The sequence below is a fragment of the Roseovarius atlanticus genome (assembly GCF_001441615.1).
Taxonomy (GTDB): domain Bacteria; phylum Pseudomonadota; class Alphaproteobacteria; order Rhodobacterales; family Rhodobacteraceae; genus Roseovarius; species Roseovarius atlanticus.
In genome coordinates, this window is sequence record NZ_LAXJ01000010.1 from 88,688 (window position 1) to 101,654 (window position 12,967).

The window sequence follows — 12,967 nt, forward strand, 5'->3', positions numbered from 1 at the left end:
TTGCTTTCTGACCTCTCCAGTTAAACCGCCCCGCCCCCGATGAAAACCCACCATTGACAAGCGCGGCCCGCAGGCAACCATGCCGACATGCTTCTGCGCCTCGTCCTTCTCGTCTCGATGCTTGTCCCCGGCCCCGCGCTGGCGACGCCGCCCGACACGATCTGTTCCACCGACAAATGGGGGCCGCCCCTGTGCATCCGCAAGGCGCATTTTGTCTACGACACCTGCAACGCCATTGAGACCTTCGCCGCCCGCCACGGCCTTGACCCGCATTTCTTCGCCCGCCTGATCTGGCAGGAAAGCCGTTTCGATCCCAACGCGCTCAGCCCCGCCAACGCCCGCGGCATTGCCCAGTTCATCCCGTCGACGGCCAAGCTGCGCGGCCTCTCGGACCCCTACAACCCTGCCGAGGCGCTGGAGCATTCGGCGCAGTACCTGGCCGAAATGGCTCGCCGCTACGGGAACCTCGGGCTGGCTGCCATCGGCTATAACGGCGGCGAGCGGCGCGCCGAAGGGCTGATCGCCGGCACCGGAGGTTTGGCGCAGGAAACCATCGACTACGTTCGCATCATCACCGGCGTCCCCTACCCCAACTGGACCGAAGAGCCCGTGCCGACACCCGACCTGCGGCTGTCACAAGATCTTCCCTTCGACAAGGCGTGCTTCGATCTGGCCCGCAACCGCCGCATGACCGCGCTCAAGTCCTATCTGCCCAAGGTCAAGCCTTGGGGCATCCAGATGGCATTCGGCGTCACCAAGAAGGCGTCGCTTGCGAAGTTCAAGGCGCAGACGCGAGCCTGCACCGGCCTGATCGGTAAAGAGGAACCAGACCTTCTGTTCCAGAAAAGCCGCGCCAGCCCCAAGGGCGGGTACTTCATGGCCCGGCTCGGGCGCGACAGCCGCGACGCGGCGTGGCGCGACTGCGCGAAATTCAAGAAAGCAGGCTGCATCTGCGCGGTCTATCCCAATGACTGACCGCGCACCCCCGGCTTACGGATCGCCGGCCAAATCGACCGGAAGGAAGATTGCTGCTCCCTTGTCACACTGTCACGCGACTATGCAGCCAACACGACGCCGAAGATTGAGTGAATCGTAATCACCCCCATGTTAAGAGTGCCCGAGACTGTTCATCCCCGATGCCCCATGAAAGACCTGCGCCTTTTCACCATCGCGACATGCCTGCCCGTCCTGCTGATCGGGCTTGCTGCGGCGTGGGGCGGCGCCTGGGCGTGGGTGGCTTTGGGATATCTCACGGTGCTGACCTTCCTGATGGACCGCCTGATCGCCGTCGAAGCCGCCAATACCGACCCCGACGCCGAGTTTCCCGCCGCCGACACGCTGCTGGCGGTGCTTGGCGTGGCGCATTTCGGCCTTTACGCTTCCGCGCTCTGGGCCATCGCGGGGCCGTCCGGTCTCTCTGGGCTGGAACGGTTCCTCACCGGCTTTGCCACGGGGCTTTTCTTCGGGCAGATTTCGCACCCGGTCGCCCATGAGCTCATTCACCGCACCGCCCGCCCTCTGCGCTTTTTGGGCCGGCTGATCTACACGTCGCTGCTGGTCGGCCACCACGCCAGCGCGCATCTGCGCGTGCACCACGTCCATGTCGGCAGCGATGCCGACCCCAACAGCGCAAGACCCGGCGAAGGCTTCTATCGCTACGCCCTGAGGGCCAGCGCGGGGTCTTTTCGGGCGGGACTCGCGGCTGAAAATCGCCTGCGGGCCGGCCGCAAGCCCGCCTGGACACATCCCTATGTGCTCTACCTGGGCGGCGCCGCGGGCCTGATCCTCGGCGCGCTATTCCTTGGTGGTCCCAAGGCCCTGGCCACGGTTGCAGCACTTTCGCTCTATGCGCAGATGCAGATCCTGCTGTCCGATTACGTTCAGCATTACGGCCTGCGCCGCGCCACCCTGCCCGATGGCCGGATCGAGCCTGTGGGGCCGCAGCATTCATGGAACACGCCCCACTGGTTCTCGTCCGCGCTCATGCTCAATGCACCACGCCACTCGGATCATCATGTCACACCCTCGCGCGGCTACCCGGCGCTGCAACTTGACCGCGACACCATGCCAATGCTGCCGCTGCCACTTCCACTGATGGCCACCATCGCGCTTTTCCCAACGCTCTGGCGAAGGATGATGGATCGCCGCTGCGCCCGGTGGCGGGATCGCGCCCGCGTGACCACGGCCACCCCCATGCCCGGCGAATAGCCCGTGGCCCTCGTCAACCGTATCTGTCAGGATCGCGCCATGCGCCTCTTTGCTTTTCTGCCCTTGATCGTTGTCCCCTGCGCCACTGCCGCGCAAGATTACATGTCCGCGGCGGAGTTTGACGCCTACACGCGCGGCAAAACCTTCTATTATGGCGCCCAGGGGGCCCCGTATGGCGGCGAGGAATATCTCGAGAACCGCCGCGTGCGCTGGTCTTTCCTCGACGGCCGCTGCCAGGAGGGCGAATGGTACGAGGACGACGGCCTGATCTGTTTCGTCTATGAAGACAAACCCGATCCGCAATGCTGGAGCTTTCAGCGGTCGGGTGGCGGTCTCCTGGCGCAATTCGAAAACGACCCGGCCCAAACCCAGCTATACGAGATGGAACAGACCGGAGAGCCGCTTCACTGCCTCGGCCCGGAAATCGGCGTCTAAGCCGGCGCTAGAACAAGCTGCCCTGCTCGGGCGGCGACTTCTTTGCCTTCGGGGCGGGTTTCGGCTTCGGCTCGGGGCCGCCCGACTGCGGCGGGCTTGCGGCGGCATCGCCTCCGCCGACCGACAGTTTGCCATCGGCGAACTCGATCTCAAGCGCGCTGGCCGCCTGTGCCGCATCTTTCGTCGTCACCAGCGCCCCGTCGCCGCGCACCACGGCATAGCCCCGCGCCAGCGTCGCCTTGTAGCCCAGCGTTTCCCGCAGGCGATCCTGCGCCGCCAGCCTGTCGCGCCAGATGCCGATCTGCCGCACGCCCACGTTCGACAGACGCCCGGTGATACGGTCAAAATCTGCGCGCTTCTGGTTGATGTCGCGCTGCAAGGTACGCGTGTTCATCCGTGCCGCCAGCGACGCAAACCCGTCCCGCCGGTTCCGCACCCGCTCGCGCAGCATTCCTGGCCGCAGCGCCCCGGCTTTCTCCGACAGCTTCACCTGCCGCACCTGGATCGACGCGCGCAGCGCACCGGGCAGCTTGTCGGCCATCCCGTCCAGCCTCTGGCGCGGCCCCTCCAGCAGGGCATCCCCGCGCGGCAATGCCCGGCTGAGGTCGCGCAGCCGTTGCTGCCGCGCCGTCACCTGGCCCTTGAGCGCCTGCAACAGCCGCCCTTCCTGTCCATCCAGCCATGCCAGCAGGTCCAGTCGCACCGGCACGGCCAGTTCGGCCGCCGCCGTGGGCGTGGGTGCCCGCTTGTCCGATGCAAAGTCGATCAGCGTGGTGTCTGTTTCGTGGCCAACGGCGGAAATCAACGGGATCTCGGATGCCGCCGCAGCCCGCACCACCGATTCCTCGTTGAACCCCCACAAATCCTCAATGCTCCCGCCGCCGCGCGCCACGATCAGCAGATCGGGCCGCGGCAGCGCGCCGCCCGGCGTCATCGCGTTGAAGCCTTGAATGGCCCGCGTTACCTCGGGCGCACATTTCTCGCCCTGCACGGCCACGGGCCAGATCAGCACCTTGCGCGGAAACCTGTCACGCAGACGGTGCAGGATATCCCGGATCACTGCGCCCGAAGGCGAAGTCACAACCCCGATCACCTCGGGCAGATATGGCAACGGTTTCTTGCGCTCGGGCGCGAACAAGCCCTCGCCTGCCAGTGCCTTGCGCCGGGCCTCCAGCATGGCCATCAGGGCGCCCATGCCCGCCGGCTTGATATCCTCGATCACGATCTGGTAACGGGATTGTCCTGGGAAGGTAGTCAGCCGGCCCGTCGCCACGACCTCCATGCCCTCTTCGGGTTGTACCGCCAGCCGACCTGCCACACCTTTCCAGATCACCCCGGCCAGAACCGAGCGATCGTCCTTCAAGTCCATGTAGATGTGACCAGAGCGAGGCCGGCTCACACGCCCCACCTCGCCCTTGACGCGCACGTGGGAAAACTCTCCCTCGATCACGCGTTTGATGACCCCCGAAAGGTCAGAAACCGAGAATTCGGGGGCGTTTTCGCCCGGGGCGGGATCGTCGATGAGGTCCGACATGACCACATCTTTGACGCATCCCGCCCCGGTTGGAAAGATCAGGCAGCACGACTTTCGTGGCGGCCTTCACAAATTTCCTCTATCACCTTGCCGCAGAAGTTGGGCAGGTCGTCCGGATTGCGGCTGGTGACCACGCCTTTATCGACCACGACCGGGCTGTCTTCCCATTTCGCACCCGCATTCTCCATATCCGTGCGAATCGAATGGTAGGACGTCAGGTGCAACCCGTCGGCGATGCCTGCCTCGGCCAGAAGCCACGGCGCGTGGCAGATGGCGGCAATGGGTTTCTTGGCGTCGAAGATCGCCTTGATGAACTTCACGGCGCTCTTGTCGGTGCGCAGGATATCGGGGTTGATTTGGCCGCCGGGCAAAACCAGTGCGTCGTAGTCGTCGGCGCTGACCGCGTCGAGCGTCTTGTCGACGCTGACCGACCGGCCCCAGTCATCGTCATCCCAGCCGCGGATCTTGCCCGCTTTGAGCGACACGATGTGCACTTCGGCTCCTTCGCTCAGCAGCGCATCTCGCGGCTTTTCAAGCTCCGATTGTTCATAGCCGTCGGTGGCCAGTATCGCGACTCTTCGGTTCGACAGTTTCGGCATTTTTCTACTCCTTCATCACTCAATCACACTACGCTCTTGCAACGCCCCTCCGCCTGATCCGTTCCCGCGACAGGCGGTCGCTTGCCACCAGCGGGCGCACCGCTTAAGCAATCGGCAAATTCCAAGGGAGCGGTGCCATGAATATCCTCATTCTCGGCGGCGGCGGGCGCGAACACGCGCTGGCCTGGGCGGTGATGCAGAACCCCAAATGCGACAAGCTGATCGTTGCGCCGGGCAATGCAGGCATCGCCCAGATCGCCGAATGCGCGTCGCTCGACATAGAAAACGGCGCGGCAGTGGTGAATTTTTGCGAAGCCAACGCCATAGAGTTCATCATCATCGGCCCTGAGGCCCCGCTGGCCGCGGGCGTGGGCGACCGGCTGCACGACGCGGGCTTTCTGGTGTTCGGTCCGTCACAGGCGGCGGCGCAACTGGAAGCCTCCAAAAGCTTCACCAAGGAAATCTGCGACGCCGCGAACGCCCCCACCGCCGCTTACGGCCACTTTTCCGAGCCGCAGGCCGCGAAGGATTACGTGACGGCGCAGGGCGCCCCCATCGTGGTCAAGGCCGACGGGCTGGCCGCCGGGAAGGGCGTGATCATCGCCCAGACGGTGGACGAGGCGCACGCCGCCATCGACGAAATGTTCGGCGGCAGCTTCGGCAGCGCCGGCGCCGAGGTGGTGATCGAGGAATTCATGGACGGCGAAGAGGCATCCTTCTTCGTGCTCTGCGACGGCCAGACCGCCCTGCCCGTGGGCACCGCGCAGGACCACAAGCGCGTGGGCGAAGGCGACACCGGTCCCAACACCGGCGGCATGGGCGCCTATTCTCCTGCCCCCGTGCTGACCGACGCCGTGGCCGAAAAGGCGCTGGAGGAGATCATCCGCCCCACCCTGCGCGTCATGGCCGAGCGCGAGATGCCTTACCAGGGCGTGCTCTATGCCGGGCTGATGATCAAGGATGGCCAGCCGCGCCTTGTGGAATACAACGTGCGCTTCGGCGACCCGGAATGCCAGGTGCTGATGCTGCGGCTGGGCGCGCAGGCGCTGGACCTGATGCAGGCCGCTGCCGAGGAACGCCTGCACCAGGTCGAGGCGAACTGGGCCGACGATCATGCCCTGACGGTGGTGATGGCCGCGGAGGGTTATCCCGGCACCTACGAGAAAGGCAGCATCATCAAGGGGTTGGACGACTGTCCTGAAGACAGTTTTCACATGGTGTTCCACGCCGGCACCGGTGAAAAGGACGGAAAGATCACCGCCACGGGCGGCCGGGTGCTGAACGTCACAGCGCGGGGCACGACGCTCCGCGAGGCGGCCGACCGCGCTTACGCAATGGTCGACCGGATCGACTGGCCCGAGGGGTTCTGTCGGCGCGATATCGGCTGGCGGGCGCTGGACTGAGTTTCGGATCCCGCTGCGCGCGCTCCGACCGATGCGAGGGCCAGGCCCCGCACGCGGGTTCAAGTGGGGGCCAGCCCCCGCACGCGGGTTCAAGCGGGGGCCAGCCCCCGCACCCCCGGGATATTTACGGCCAGAGGAAGCGGCAGGTCAGATCTGTTTCTCGGGCATCTGCACGACAAGGCCGTCCAGCGCATCGCTGACCTTGAGCTGGCAGGTCAGGCGCGAGCGCTCGGGATCGGGCTCGAACGCGAAATCCAGCATGTCCTCTTCCATGTCGTCTTTCGCCGGCAGCTTCTCGACCCAGGCCGGATCGACATAGACATGGCAGGTCGAACAGGCGCAGGCGCCGCCGCAATCGGCCTCGATGCCGGGGATGTTGTTGTCGCGCGCGCCTTCCATCACGGTCAGGCCGTTGGCGACCTCCACCTCGTGCTTGGTGCCGTTATGTTCGATATAGGTGATCTTGGCCATGAAATCGGGCTCCCGTCGCTTGCGTTCTTCAAGGGTTCCTAGCCGCGCCATGTAGGCGATGCCAGTCCCATTTGCGACATCGCCGGGAAAAGAGTTGCCGAAAACCCCGTATGTTCTATCTATGTTCTCATGAAAGTTTTGTCCACCGTCACGCCCGGTGACTGGCCCCGCCCGCCTGCGGCTCTCGTCGCCGCACGGTTGGCCGATCCGCCCGAGGGCGCCCGCGTCACAGTCGCGGGGCTGGTGATCCTGCGCCAGCGCCCGGGGACCGCCAAGGGCGTGATCTTTCTCACGCTGGAGGACGAGACCGGCGTGGTCAACATCGTGGTCTGGCGCAAGCTCTACGAAAAATACCGCCGCGCGGTCATCGCCGGGCGACTGTTGCGGGTCACCGGCCGCATCCAGCGGCAATCGGGCGTGGTGCATGTCATCGCCGAAGAGGTCGAGGATATCTCGCCGCTGCTGGACCGCCTGCTGGAGTGCGACGGCGACGACAGTGCGCTTCCCCTCGCGGATCAAACCGGGTAAACTGCTGCAAAACACGCCTAAAAAGGCACGAGCAGATGATCCGACCGACCCTGATTGCCGCCTGCGCATTCCTGCCTCTTGCCGCCTGCGGCGACATGCCGGGCGCGGCCCCCGACACCGTCCAGCGGCTGGACACCCCGCCCCCCGGCGCGGCGCCCGGCACCTGCTGGGCACAGGACACCTCGCCCGCGGTGGTGGAAACGGTGACTGAGCAGATCCTCGTCAGCCCCGCCGAGGTGGCCGAGGACGGCACCATCACGCGCCCGGCCAGCTATCGGACCGAGACCGCTCAGAAGATCGTACAGGAACGGCGTGTCACCCGTTTTCAGGTGCCATGCCGCGCCGAGCTGACGCCCGAATTCAACGCCTCGGTTCAGCGCGCGCTCAAGGCCCGCGGGCTTTACCGCGGGCCGATCACCGGACAGATGGACCGCCGCACCCGCGCGGCCATCCGCGCCTTCCAGAAACCGCAGGGATTCGATTCCGATATCCTGTCCGCTGCGGGGGCGCGCCAGCTTGGCCTGATCGCGGTCGCCCGCGAAACGCCGGACAGCCCGGAATGATCGGGCTTCGTTAACCGGGCGTTTACCTAATTTAACCACTCTGAACGCGTGAGGTGCCATGCCGCTCAAACGCGTTGTCATTCCCGTTCTGCTGATCTTCAGTGCCGCGCCGGCGCTGGCGGGGCCCTGGATGCGCGGAGAGGATGAAACTTTTCTGAGCTATTCCATCGAGACCGACCTCGAGAACGGCATCTCCGATGGCAGCGGGTTCTACGGCTCGCTTTATGCCGAACACGGTCTGACGAAGCGCCTGACCGTCGGCCTCGATGCAGGCGGCCATGAAGACGACATGTCCAAGGCCATTGCGTTTTTTCGCTGGCCCGTCAGTGCCGCGGACCGCAACCTGCGCGTCAGCGCCGAGTTCGGACTTGGCATGGCCCGCGAAGACTTCGCGCTGCGCCCCGGCATCAGCGTCGGCCATGGGCTGCAACTGGGGGACATGCCCGGCTGGGTCAGCGTCGACAGTCGGGCGATCATCATCGGCAGTTTCGATGGCGCGCTGGAAACCGACATCACCTTCGGGCTCAGCCCCAGCCCCGACTCCAAGCTCGTCCTGCAACTACAGACGGGCATCCCGACGCAAAGCGATCCCTACGCCAAGCTGGCGCCCTCCTACGTGCACCGCATCGCACCCGGCTACCACATCGAGGTCGGCGTGGTGGCCGGGGTGGCAGAGGCCGATGATTTCAAGCTGAAGCTCGGCCTCTGGCACCAGTTCTGAATCGTTGCGCGACAGCTTTCGTGCGTCAGATCAGATCGTCGATCCGGACCCGCATGGTGACCGTCCCGCTGACCGCCTTTTCCCAGCGCAGGTTGACCTGGTCCTTGTTCGGTCCTTCCTTGCCGTCATAGTAGGGTATGCCGAAATACGCGTCGCCATTGGCTTCGCGGATCGGACCTTCGGGCACGATCGCTTCGACAGTCTGCGCCCAGGCCTCGAAGGGCAGCTTGGGATGCGGCGACACCACCCACGTCTTCTGAGCGCTCGCCTCGGTGTGTTGCAGCACCAGCGGATTCTCCACCTGGATGTTGACGTTGAAATACGCGTTGTCCTCGAAGCGGATGTTGCGGAACCGCTCGAAATTTAGGGTCGCAAAGCTGGTGTCGATGCCCTCGAACCGGTCGATCGGCCCGTCGATCAACCGCACCGTGTTACCCGTCACCGTCAGCCCGTTGATGAAATGTCCCGGTCCATAGGGCTTCACCGACAGGAAGTTGAACGAGGGCGCGGTGCTCTGGCTCAGAAACACGTTGCTGGTGATCGACAGCGCGCTGAACGAGAATTCGCTCGAGAAATCGGGCGCTTCGTCATACTCGTTGGTCCATTCGATAGACCCGTCGCAGATATAATTGCCGGTGAACGTACCCCGGTTGTTGGTCCGCGCCATCACGAAGATCGCGCTGCGCGGCCCTGGATCAGCGCCGTCTCCCTGAAAGCAATGGTTGCCCATGATCACGCTCGACGAGCCCGCAAGGATCGCGAAATGCCGGAAGAAGTTGCAGCGGCAGTTGCGGATCTTGATGTCGTTGCCGTTGCAATTGACCCCGATCGTCGTCCGGTTCGGCACCAGGATTGGACTTTCCCGCGACAAGAACTGGCAGCGGTCGATCATCATGCCCTGGTCGCCCTCACCGTGGCTGGTGATGCCCCGGTCGCGCGGCTGGGTAAAAAAGCAGTCGCGGAAATGGATGGCCGATCCGGCGGGCGGCAGCAGAACGGCACTGCAATCGCCGCCGCACTGGAACTCGATATTCGACACGGCGAATTTCGAGATCTGGGCGAAGCCACTGAAATCCCACATATACTTGAACCGCCTGAACGTATAGTTCTGGGTGCCTTCGGCATCATAAAGCGGCTGGCTCAGCGTCACGGTCTGCGCGCCCACGTTCTTGTCGCGCACGTAAACCTCGCGCCCCACCCCGTTGCCGGTGACCAACGATCCGATCTGGATGTTGGCCACATTCGCCACGTTGGTCAGGCGCTTGTTGTCGTTGGCGCTATAGGTGGCTTGAGAGGTGACAGTATCGGTGTCCCAGTTCGGCCCCGGAAAGACCGAGAACTGCGCGTTCTTGATCACGTGCCGCGTCTTGTAGACCGTCCGGTTGGGCACGGCGGCCTGCATGTCCACGGGTTCGCGCAGGGCCACCTTGCGCCCTTTCATGTCCAGTTCGACATGGCCCGGGTTGTTCAGCAGCGCCTGGTAGGCTTTCTTGAACGCCATCTCGGTGTCACCACCGAACGCGTCGACATACTTGGAAAAGTCGAAATCATTGACCAGTTCGAAGATCTTGTCGACGGGCATGGTCACCTCGCCTTCAAAGCTGACCTTGCTTTGCATGGTCAGGCTGTCGGCAAGATAGTAGGTGCCCGCCGGCACCAGCACCGTGCGCCCGTTGGCCGCGGCGTCCGCCGCCTCGAAGGCCGGCAGGTCGTTGGTGCTGCCATCGCCAAGCGCGCCGTAGTCACGCACGTCTACCAGTCCCACAAGATCGCGCAGGAAAACGTTGGTCACATCCTCGATCCGAATGTCGTCGATCCGCAGCACCCCGCCATTCGGCCCGGTCAGGTCGATACCGAAATGACCGTAGAGCGGTTGGGTCCCCCAGACCATGTCGACCCCGCCGCGGTTGCCGCTGCCGACGATAGCCGTGACCACGACCACCTCGCCGTAATTCGTCAACGTCACGCCGGGGCCTGTTTCGGTCAAACCGGTCACGTGGCTTCCGCCCGGCCCGCCGGCCCAGGCCGCCACCCGCACCGTGGGCAGGTTGCCCGCCAACGCCTTCACCCGCGCGGTGATCTGCAAGTAACACCCCGGCAGGATCGGCGTCTCGCCCATGTAGCGCAGCCGTTGTATGGCTTGCGTCTTCTGCATCTCCAGCGCCCCGCCGAAATCCTGGTCTGCGGGGACCAAGGCGGCATTGGCCGCGTTGTCGTAGGTGTCCGAGCCCGGCGTGCCATCCTCCCTCGACCAGACGTCCAGCCCGTTCGCGAAGGCCGGCGGCATGAAGACGATGCCATCGGTAATTGCCTTGTTCATGAATTTCCCTTTCCGCGCCAGGGGCCTCGGTCCCCTGCCGTCACGTGATTGCCAGCCATGGGCGCGAAACGGTGCGCACCCGGGCTTCGGGAAATATCAACGAGGGGTTAACGGGCTCTCAGGCCACCGTGACGGTGCCTAAGCTTGTCGGCCTGCGCCAATGGCAGTGTGAATTCCGCGTAGGGTGGGTGAAAACCCACCATCCCCCGGCATCCTCTTTGGCCGAATGGCGCCTACGCCATCCCACCCTGCACCAGCCGGTCCGCCAGCCGCGCATAGGCCTCCGACACTGGCCCGTCCCCCAGCGCCACGGGCCGGCCTTCATCCCCGCCCAGCCGCGTGTCCAGGTCGATCGGCAACGCCCCCAACAGCGGCAGTCCCAGCCGTTCGGCCTCCTGCGCCACGCCGCCATGGCCGAAAATCGCGGCCTCGTACCCGCATTGCGGACAGTGGAACATCGACATGTTCTCGATCAGCCCCAGCACCGGCGTCTTCAGCGTGTTGAACATGTCGATCGCCTTGCGCGCGTCCAGCAGCGCCACGTCCTGCGGCGTCGAAACCACCACTGCGCCAGTGGGCGCCGCCCGCTGGCACAGGGTCAGCTGCACGTCCCCTGTCCCCGGCGGCAGATCGACCAGCAGAACGTCCAGCTCGCCCCAGTCCACCTGGCTCAGCATCTGCTGGAGCGCGCCCATCAGCATCGGCCCCCGCCACACCACGGCGCGGTCCTCCTCGATCATCAGCCCGATGGACATCATCTTGACGCCATGCGCCTCCAGCGGGGTCAGGATCTTGCCGTCCGGGCTCTGCGCCCGCTCGGTCACGCCCATCATCCGCGGCAGGCTGGGCCCGTGGATGTCCCCGTCCAGCAAGCCCACGCGCCGCCCTTCCCGGGCCAGCGCCACCGCCAGGTTCGACGCCACGGTCGACTTGCCGACCCCGCCTTTGCCCGATGCCACCGCGAGAATCGATCTGACCCCGCTCGGCCGGATCGAGGCGCTGCCCCCCTCGGGATGCCGCCCGACCTTCAGCGTGGGCGCCGGAGCCTCAGGCGCCTGCGCGGTCAAGGCCACCTGCGCCGAAGTCACCCCCTCGACCGACAGCGCCGCCCTTTCGGCGGCGGCCCTCAAAGGTTCCATATGCCGGGCCATCTCGGGGCTGGGCGCTTCCAACACGAATCGCACCTCGCCGCCTTCGAGTCGCATCGCGCGCACCATGTCGCGCGAAATCACCGTTCCGCCGTCCGGCAATTCCAGCCGGTCCAGCTCTCGGCGCACATTGTCGAGTATTTCCGTCATGCCCGGTCTCCATGCATCTGCGGCGTCGAAAGTGGCATTTCTGAAGACAGGTACAACCCCTGTTTCAACACCGCATAAAAAACCAGCAAACTGGTGAAATTAAACGTAAAACATGCTCAGTTCTTCTATGCGTCAATCGCATAGCTGCGTTGCAGCAAAATTCATTGTGCATGCGCAGCATATCGCTATCTTTAACTCAACAGCGAACGAAACGGCCACCGCGCCGGACGCTCGCGAAAACAATCAGGTGCCTCTCCTCCCGTTTGGTACCTGTTCGGGATACCGCCTCTCCTCCCTTGTGCGGTCCCGGCATGACCTGGGTTCCTTTCGAACCCAACACTAACGAACGGTCCCTTCCTCCTCCCTGGGACCCGACGTAAAGAACGGCGGCGCCTCTCCTCCTCCCTGGCGTCGCCGTTTTTTCTTTCTCAAACAGCGGCTTCACTACGACAGGCAAATGGGTCATCCTGGTCCTGAGCCGCGCCGAACGCAACCGCTCGCCGCGCCGTCAGACGGCGCTCAGTGCACCAATCTCGCCGCGCGCCCACGCCGCCCACGGGTCATCCGAACCGCGTGCCGTGCCTCTTCCAGAACGCCGACAAAGGCCTTCGCCGCGGCACTATCGGCATTCTGCACTGCCGGCTCGTCCAGCGCCTCACGCACCACCCGGGCCGTCACCGTGCCGGGATGGGCAAATACCCATTCAAGAAACCCCAGACGGGCCACGGCCTCGGCTTCGTCTCCCGTGGCGCCGCTGCGCTCCAGTCCATCCATGATCGGTGTCAGGCTCATTCTTGCTGCTCTTCCTCCGGCCACACCCCGGGCCGGACTGGGGCGAAGGAAGGCCGCGCGAGAACCGCTTTTCCGGTCCACCGCCCGCACCGCCC

General features: G+C 64.8%; 13 protein-coding genes. 7 read left to right on the top strand and 6 right to left on the bottom strand.

Going from position 1 to position 12,967, the window contains the following annotated elements; all coding sequences use genetic code 11:
* The first annotated feature begins 87 nt into the window (after window positions 1–87).
* The 3 genes from XM53_RS11815 (at window position 88) to XM53_RS11825 (ending at window position 2,643) form a co-directional block, all read left to right on the top strand.
* The gene (locus XM53_RS11815) at window positions 88–975 is read left to right on the top strand and encodes a lytic transglycosylase domain-containing protein (protein WP_057793542.1); all 888 of its coding nucleotides are present in this window, start codon (window positions 88–90) and stop codon (window positions 973–975) included.
* 168 nt (window positions 976–1,143) lie between these two features.
* Entirely contained in the window at window positions 1,144–2,208 is a 1,065-nt protein-coding gene (locus tag XM53_RS11820; protein WP_057793544.1) for an alkane 1-monooxygenase, read from the top strand.
* A gap of 39 nt (window positions 2,209–2,247) precedes the next feature.
* Window positions 2,248–2,643, top strand: coding sequence for a hypothetical protein (locus XM53_RS11825; RefSeq protein ID WP_057793546.1), 396 nt, complete (start codon window positions 2,248–2,250; stop codon window positions 2,641–2,643).
* A gap of 7 nt (window positions 2,644–2,650) precedes the next feature.
* On the opposite strand, the gene xseA is transcribed toward XM53_RS11825, so the two are convergent.
* Together xseA and XM53_RS11835 are read right to left on the bottom strand one after the other, a co-directional pair.
* A complete protein-coding gene (xseA, locus tag XM53_RS11830) occupies window positions 2,651–4,177 on the bottom strand; it encodes an exodeoxyribonuclease VII large subunit (RefSeq protein ID WP_057793547.1) in 1,527 nt (508 codons plus the stop codon).
* 38 nt (window positions 4,178–4,215) lie between these two features.
* A complete protein-coding gene (locus XM53_RS11835) occupies window positions 4,216–4,776 on the bottom strand; it encodes a type 1 glutamine amidotransferase domain-containing protein (RefSeq protein WP_057793549.1) in 561 nt (186 codons plus the stop codon).
* 137 nt (window positions 4,777–4,913) lie between these two features.
* Here XM53_RS11835 and purD point away from each other — a divergent pair, with 137 nt between their 5' ends.
* On the top strand, window positions 4,914–6,179 hold the full coding sequence (gene purD, locus XM53_RS11840; protein ID WP_057793552.1) for a phosphoribosylamine--glycine ligase: 1,266 nt from the start codon (window positions 4,914–4,916) through the stop codon (window positions 6,177–6,179).
* A gap of 147 nt (window positions 6,180–6,326) precedes the next feature.
* On the opposite strand, the gene XM53_RS11845 is transcribed toward purD, so the two are convergent.
* The gene (locus tag XM53_RS11845) at window positions 6,327–6,650 is read right to left on the bottom strand and encodes a 2Fe-2S iron-sulfur cluster-binding protein (protein ID WP_057793755.1); all 324 of its coding nucleotides are present in this window, start codon (window positions 6,648–6,650) and stop codon (window positions 6,327–6,329) included.
* A gap of 129 nt (window positions 6,651–6,779) precedes the next feature.
* On the opposite strand from XM53_RS11845, the gene XM53_RS11850 reads away from it, so the two are divergent.
* The 3 genes from XM53_RS11850 to XM53_RS11860 are packed head-to-tail and all read left to right on the top strand — an operon-like array spanning window position 6,780 to window position 8,462.
* The gene (locus XM53_RS11850) at window positions 6,780–7,178 is read left to right on the top strand and encodes an OB-fold nucleic acid binding domain-containing protein (RefSeq protein WP_057793553.1); all 399 of its coding nucleotides are present in this window, start codon (window positions 6,780–6,782) and stop codon (window positions 7,176–7,178) included.
* Window positions 7,179–7,213: 35 nt separating this feature from the next.
* A complete protein-coding gene (locus XM53_RS11855; RefSeq protein WP_057793555.1) occupies window positions 7,214–7,741 on the top strand; it encodes a peptidoglycan-binding domain-containing protein in 528 nt (175 codons plus the stop codon).
* 58 nt (window positions 7,742–7,799) lie between these two features.
* The gene (locus XM53_RS11860) at window positions 7,800–8,462 is read left to right on the top strand and encodes a hypothetical protein (RefSeq protein WP_057793557.1); all 663 of its coding nucleotides are present in this window, start codon (window positions 7,800–7,802) and stop codon (window positions 8,460–8,462) included.
* Window positions 8,463–8,487: 25 nt separating this feature from the next.
* On the opposite strand, the gene XM53_RS11865 is transcribed toward XM53_RS11860, so the two are convergent.
* From XM53_RS11865 to XM53_RS11875, 3 genes are all read right to left on the bottom strand, one after another.
* The gene (locus XM53_RS11865) at window positions 8,488–10,782 is read right to left on the bottom strand and encodes a glycosyl hydrolase family 28-related protein (protein ID WP_057793559.1); all 2,295 of its coding nucleotides are present in this window, start codon (window positions 10,780–10,782) and stop codon (window positions 8,488–8,490) included.
* Between the two features lie 233 nt (window positions 10,783–11,015).
* Complete coding sequence (locus tag XM53_RS11870) at window positions 11,016–12,080, bottom strand: Mrp/NBP35 family ATP-binding protein (protein WP_057793561.1); 1,065 nt, start codon at window positions 12,078–12,080, stop codon at window positions 11,016–11,018.
* 519 nt (window positions 12,081–12,599) lie between these two features.
* A complete protein-coding gene (locus XM53_RS11875; protein ID WP_236544479.1) occupies window positions 12,600–12,872 on the bottom strand; it encodes a hypothetical protein in 273 nt (90 codons plus the stop codon).
* Window positions 12,873–12,967: the final 95 nt, after the last annotated feature.

Coding starts and splice junctions, on each gene's coding strand:
- purD (WP_057793552.1), top strand. CDS start 4,914: ATGAATATCCTCATTCTCGGCGGCGGCGGGCGCGAACACGCGCTGGCC.
- XM53_RS11815 (WP_057793542.1), top strand. CDS start 88: ATGCTTCTGCGCCTCGTCCTTCTCGTCTCGATGCTTGTCCCCGGCCCC.
- XM53_RS11870 (WP_057793561.1), bottom strand. CDS start 12,080: ATGACGGAAATACTCGACAATGTGCGCCGAGAGCTGGACCGGCTGGAA.
- XM53_RS11865 (WP_057793559.1), bottom strand. CDS start 10,782: ATGAACAAGGCAATTACCGATGGCATCGTCTTCATGCCGCCGGCCTTC.
- XM53_RS11875 (WP_236544479.1), bottom strand. CDS start 12,872: ATGAGCCTGACACCGATCATGGATGGACTGGAGCGCAGCGGCGCCACG.
- XM53_RS11820 (WP_057793544.1), top strand. CDS start 1,144: ATGAAAGACCTGCGCCTTTTCACCATCGCGACATGCCTGCCCGTCCTG.
- XM53_RS11850 (WP_057793553.1), top strand. CDS start 6,780: ATGAAAGTTTTGTCCACCGTCACGCCCGGTGACTGGCCCCGCCCGCCT.
- XM53_RS11855 (WP_057793555.1), top strand. CDS start 7,214: ATGATCCGACCGACCCTGATTGCCGCCTGCGCATTCCTGCCTCTTGCC.
- XM53_RS11845 (WP_057793755.1), bottom strand. CDS start 6,650: ATGGCCAAGATCACCTATATCGAACATAACGGCACCAAGCACGAGGTG.
- xseA (WP_057793547.1), bottom strand. CDS start 4,177: ATGTCGGACCTCATCGACGATCCCGCCCCGGGCGAAAACGCCCCCGAA.
- XM53_RS11860 (WP_057793557.1), top strand. CDS start 7,800: ATGCCGCTCAAACGCGTTGTCATTCCCGTTCTGCTGATCTTCAGTGCC.
- XM53_RS11825 (WP_057793546.1), top strand. CDS start 2,248: ATGCGCCTCTTTGCTTTTCTGCCCTTGATCGTTGTCCCCTGCGCCACT.
- XM53_RS11835 (WP_057793549.1), bottom strand. CDS start 4,776: ATGCCGAAACTGTCGAACCGAAGAGTCGCGATACTGGCCACCGACGGC.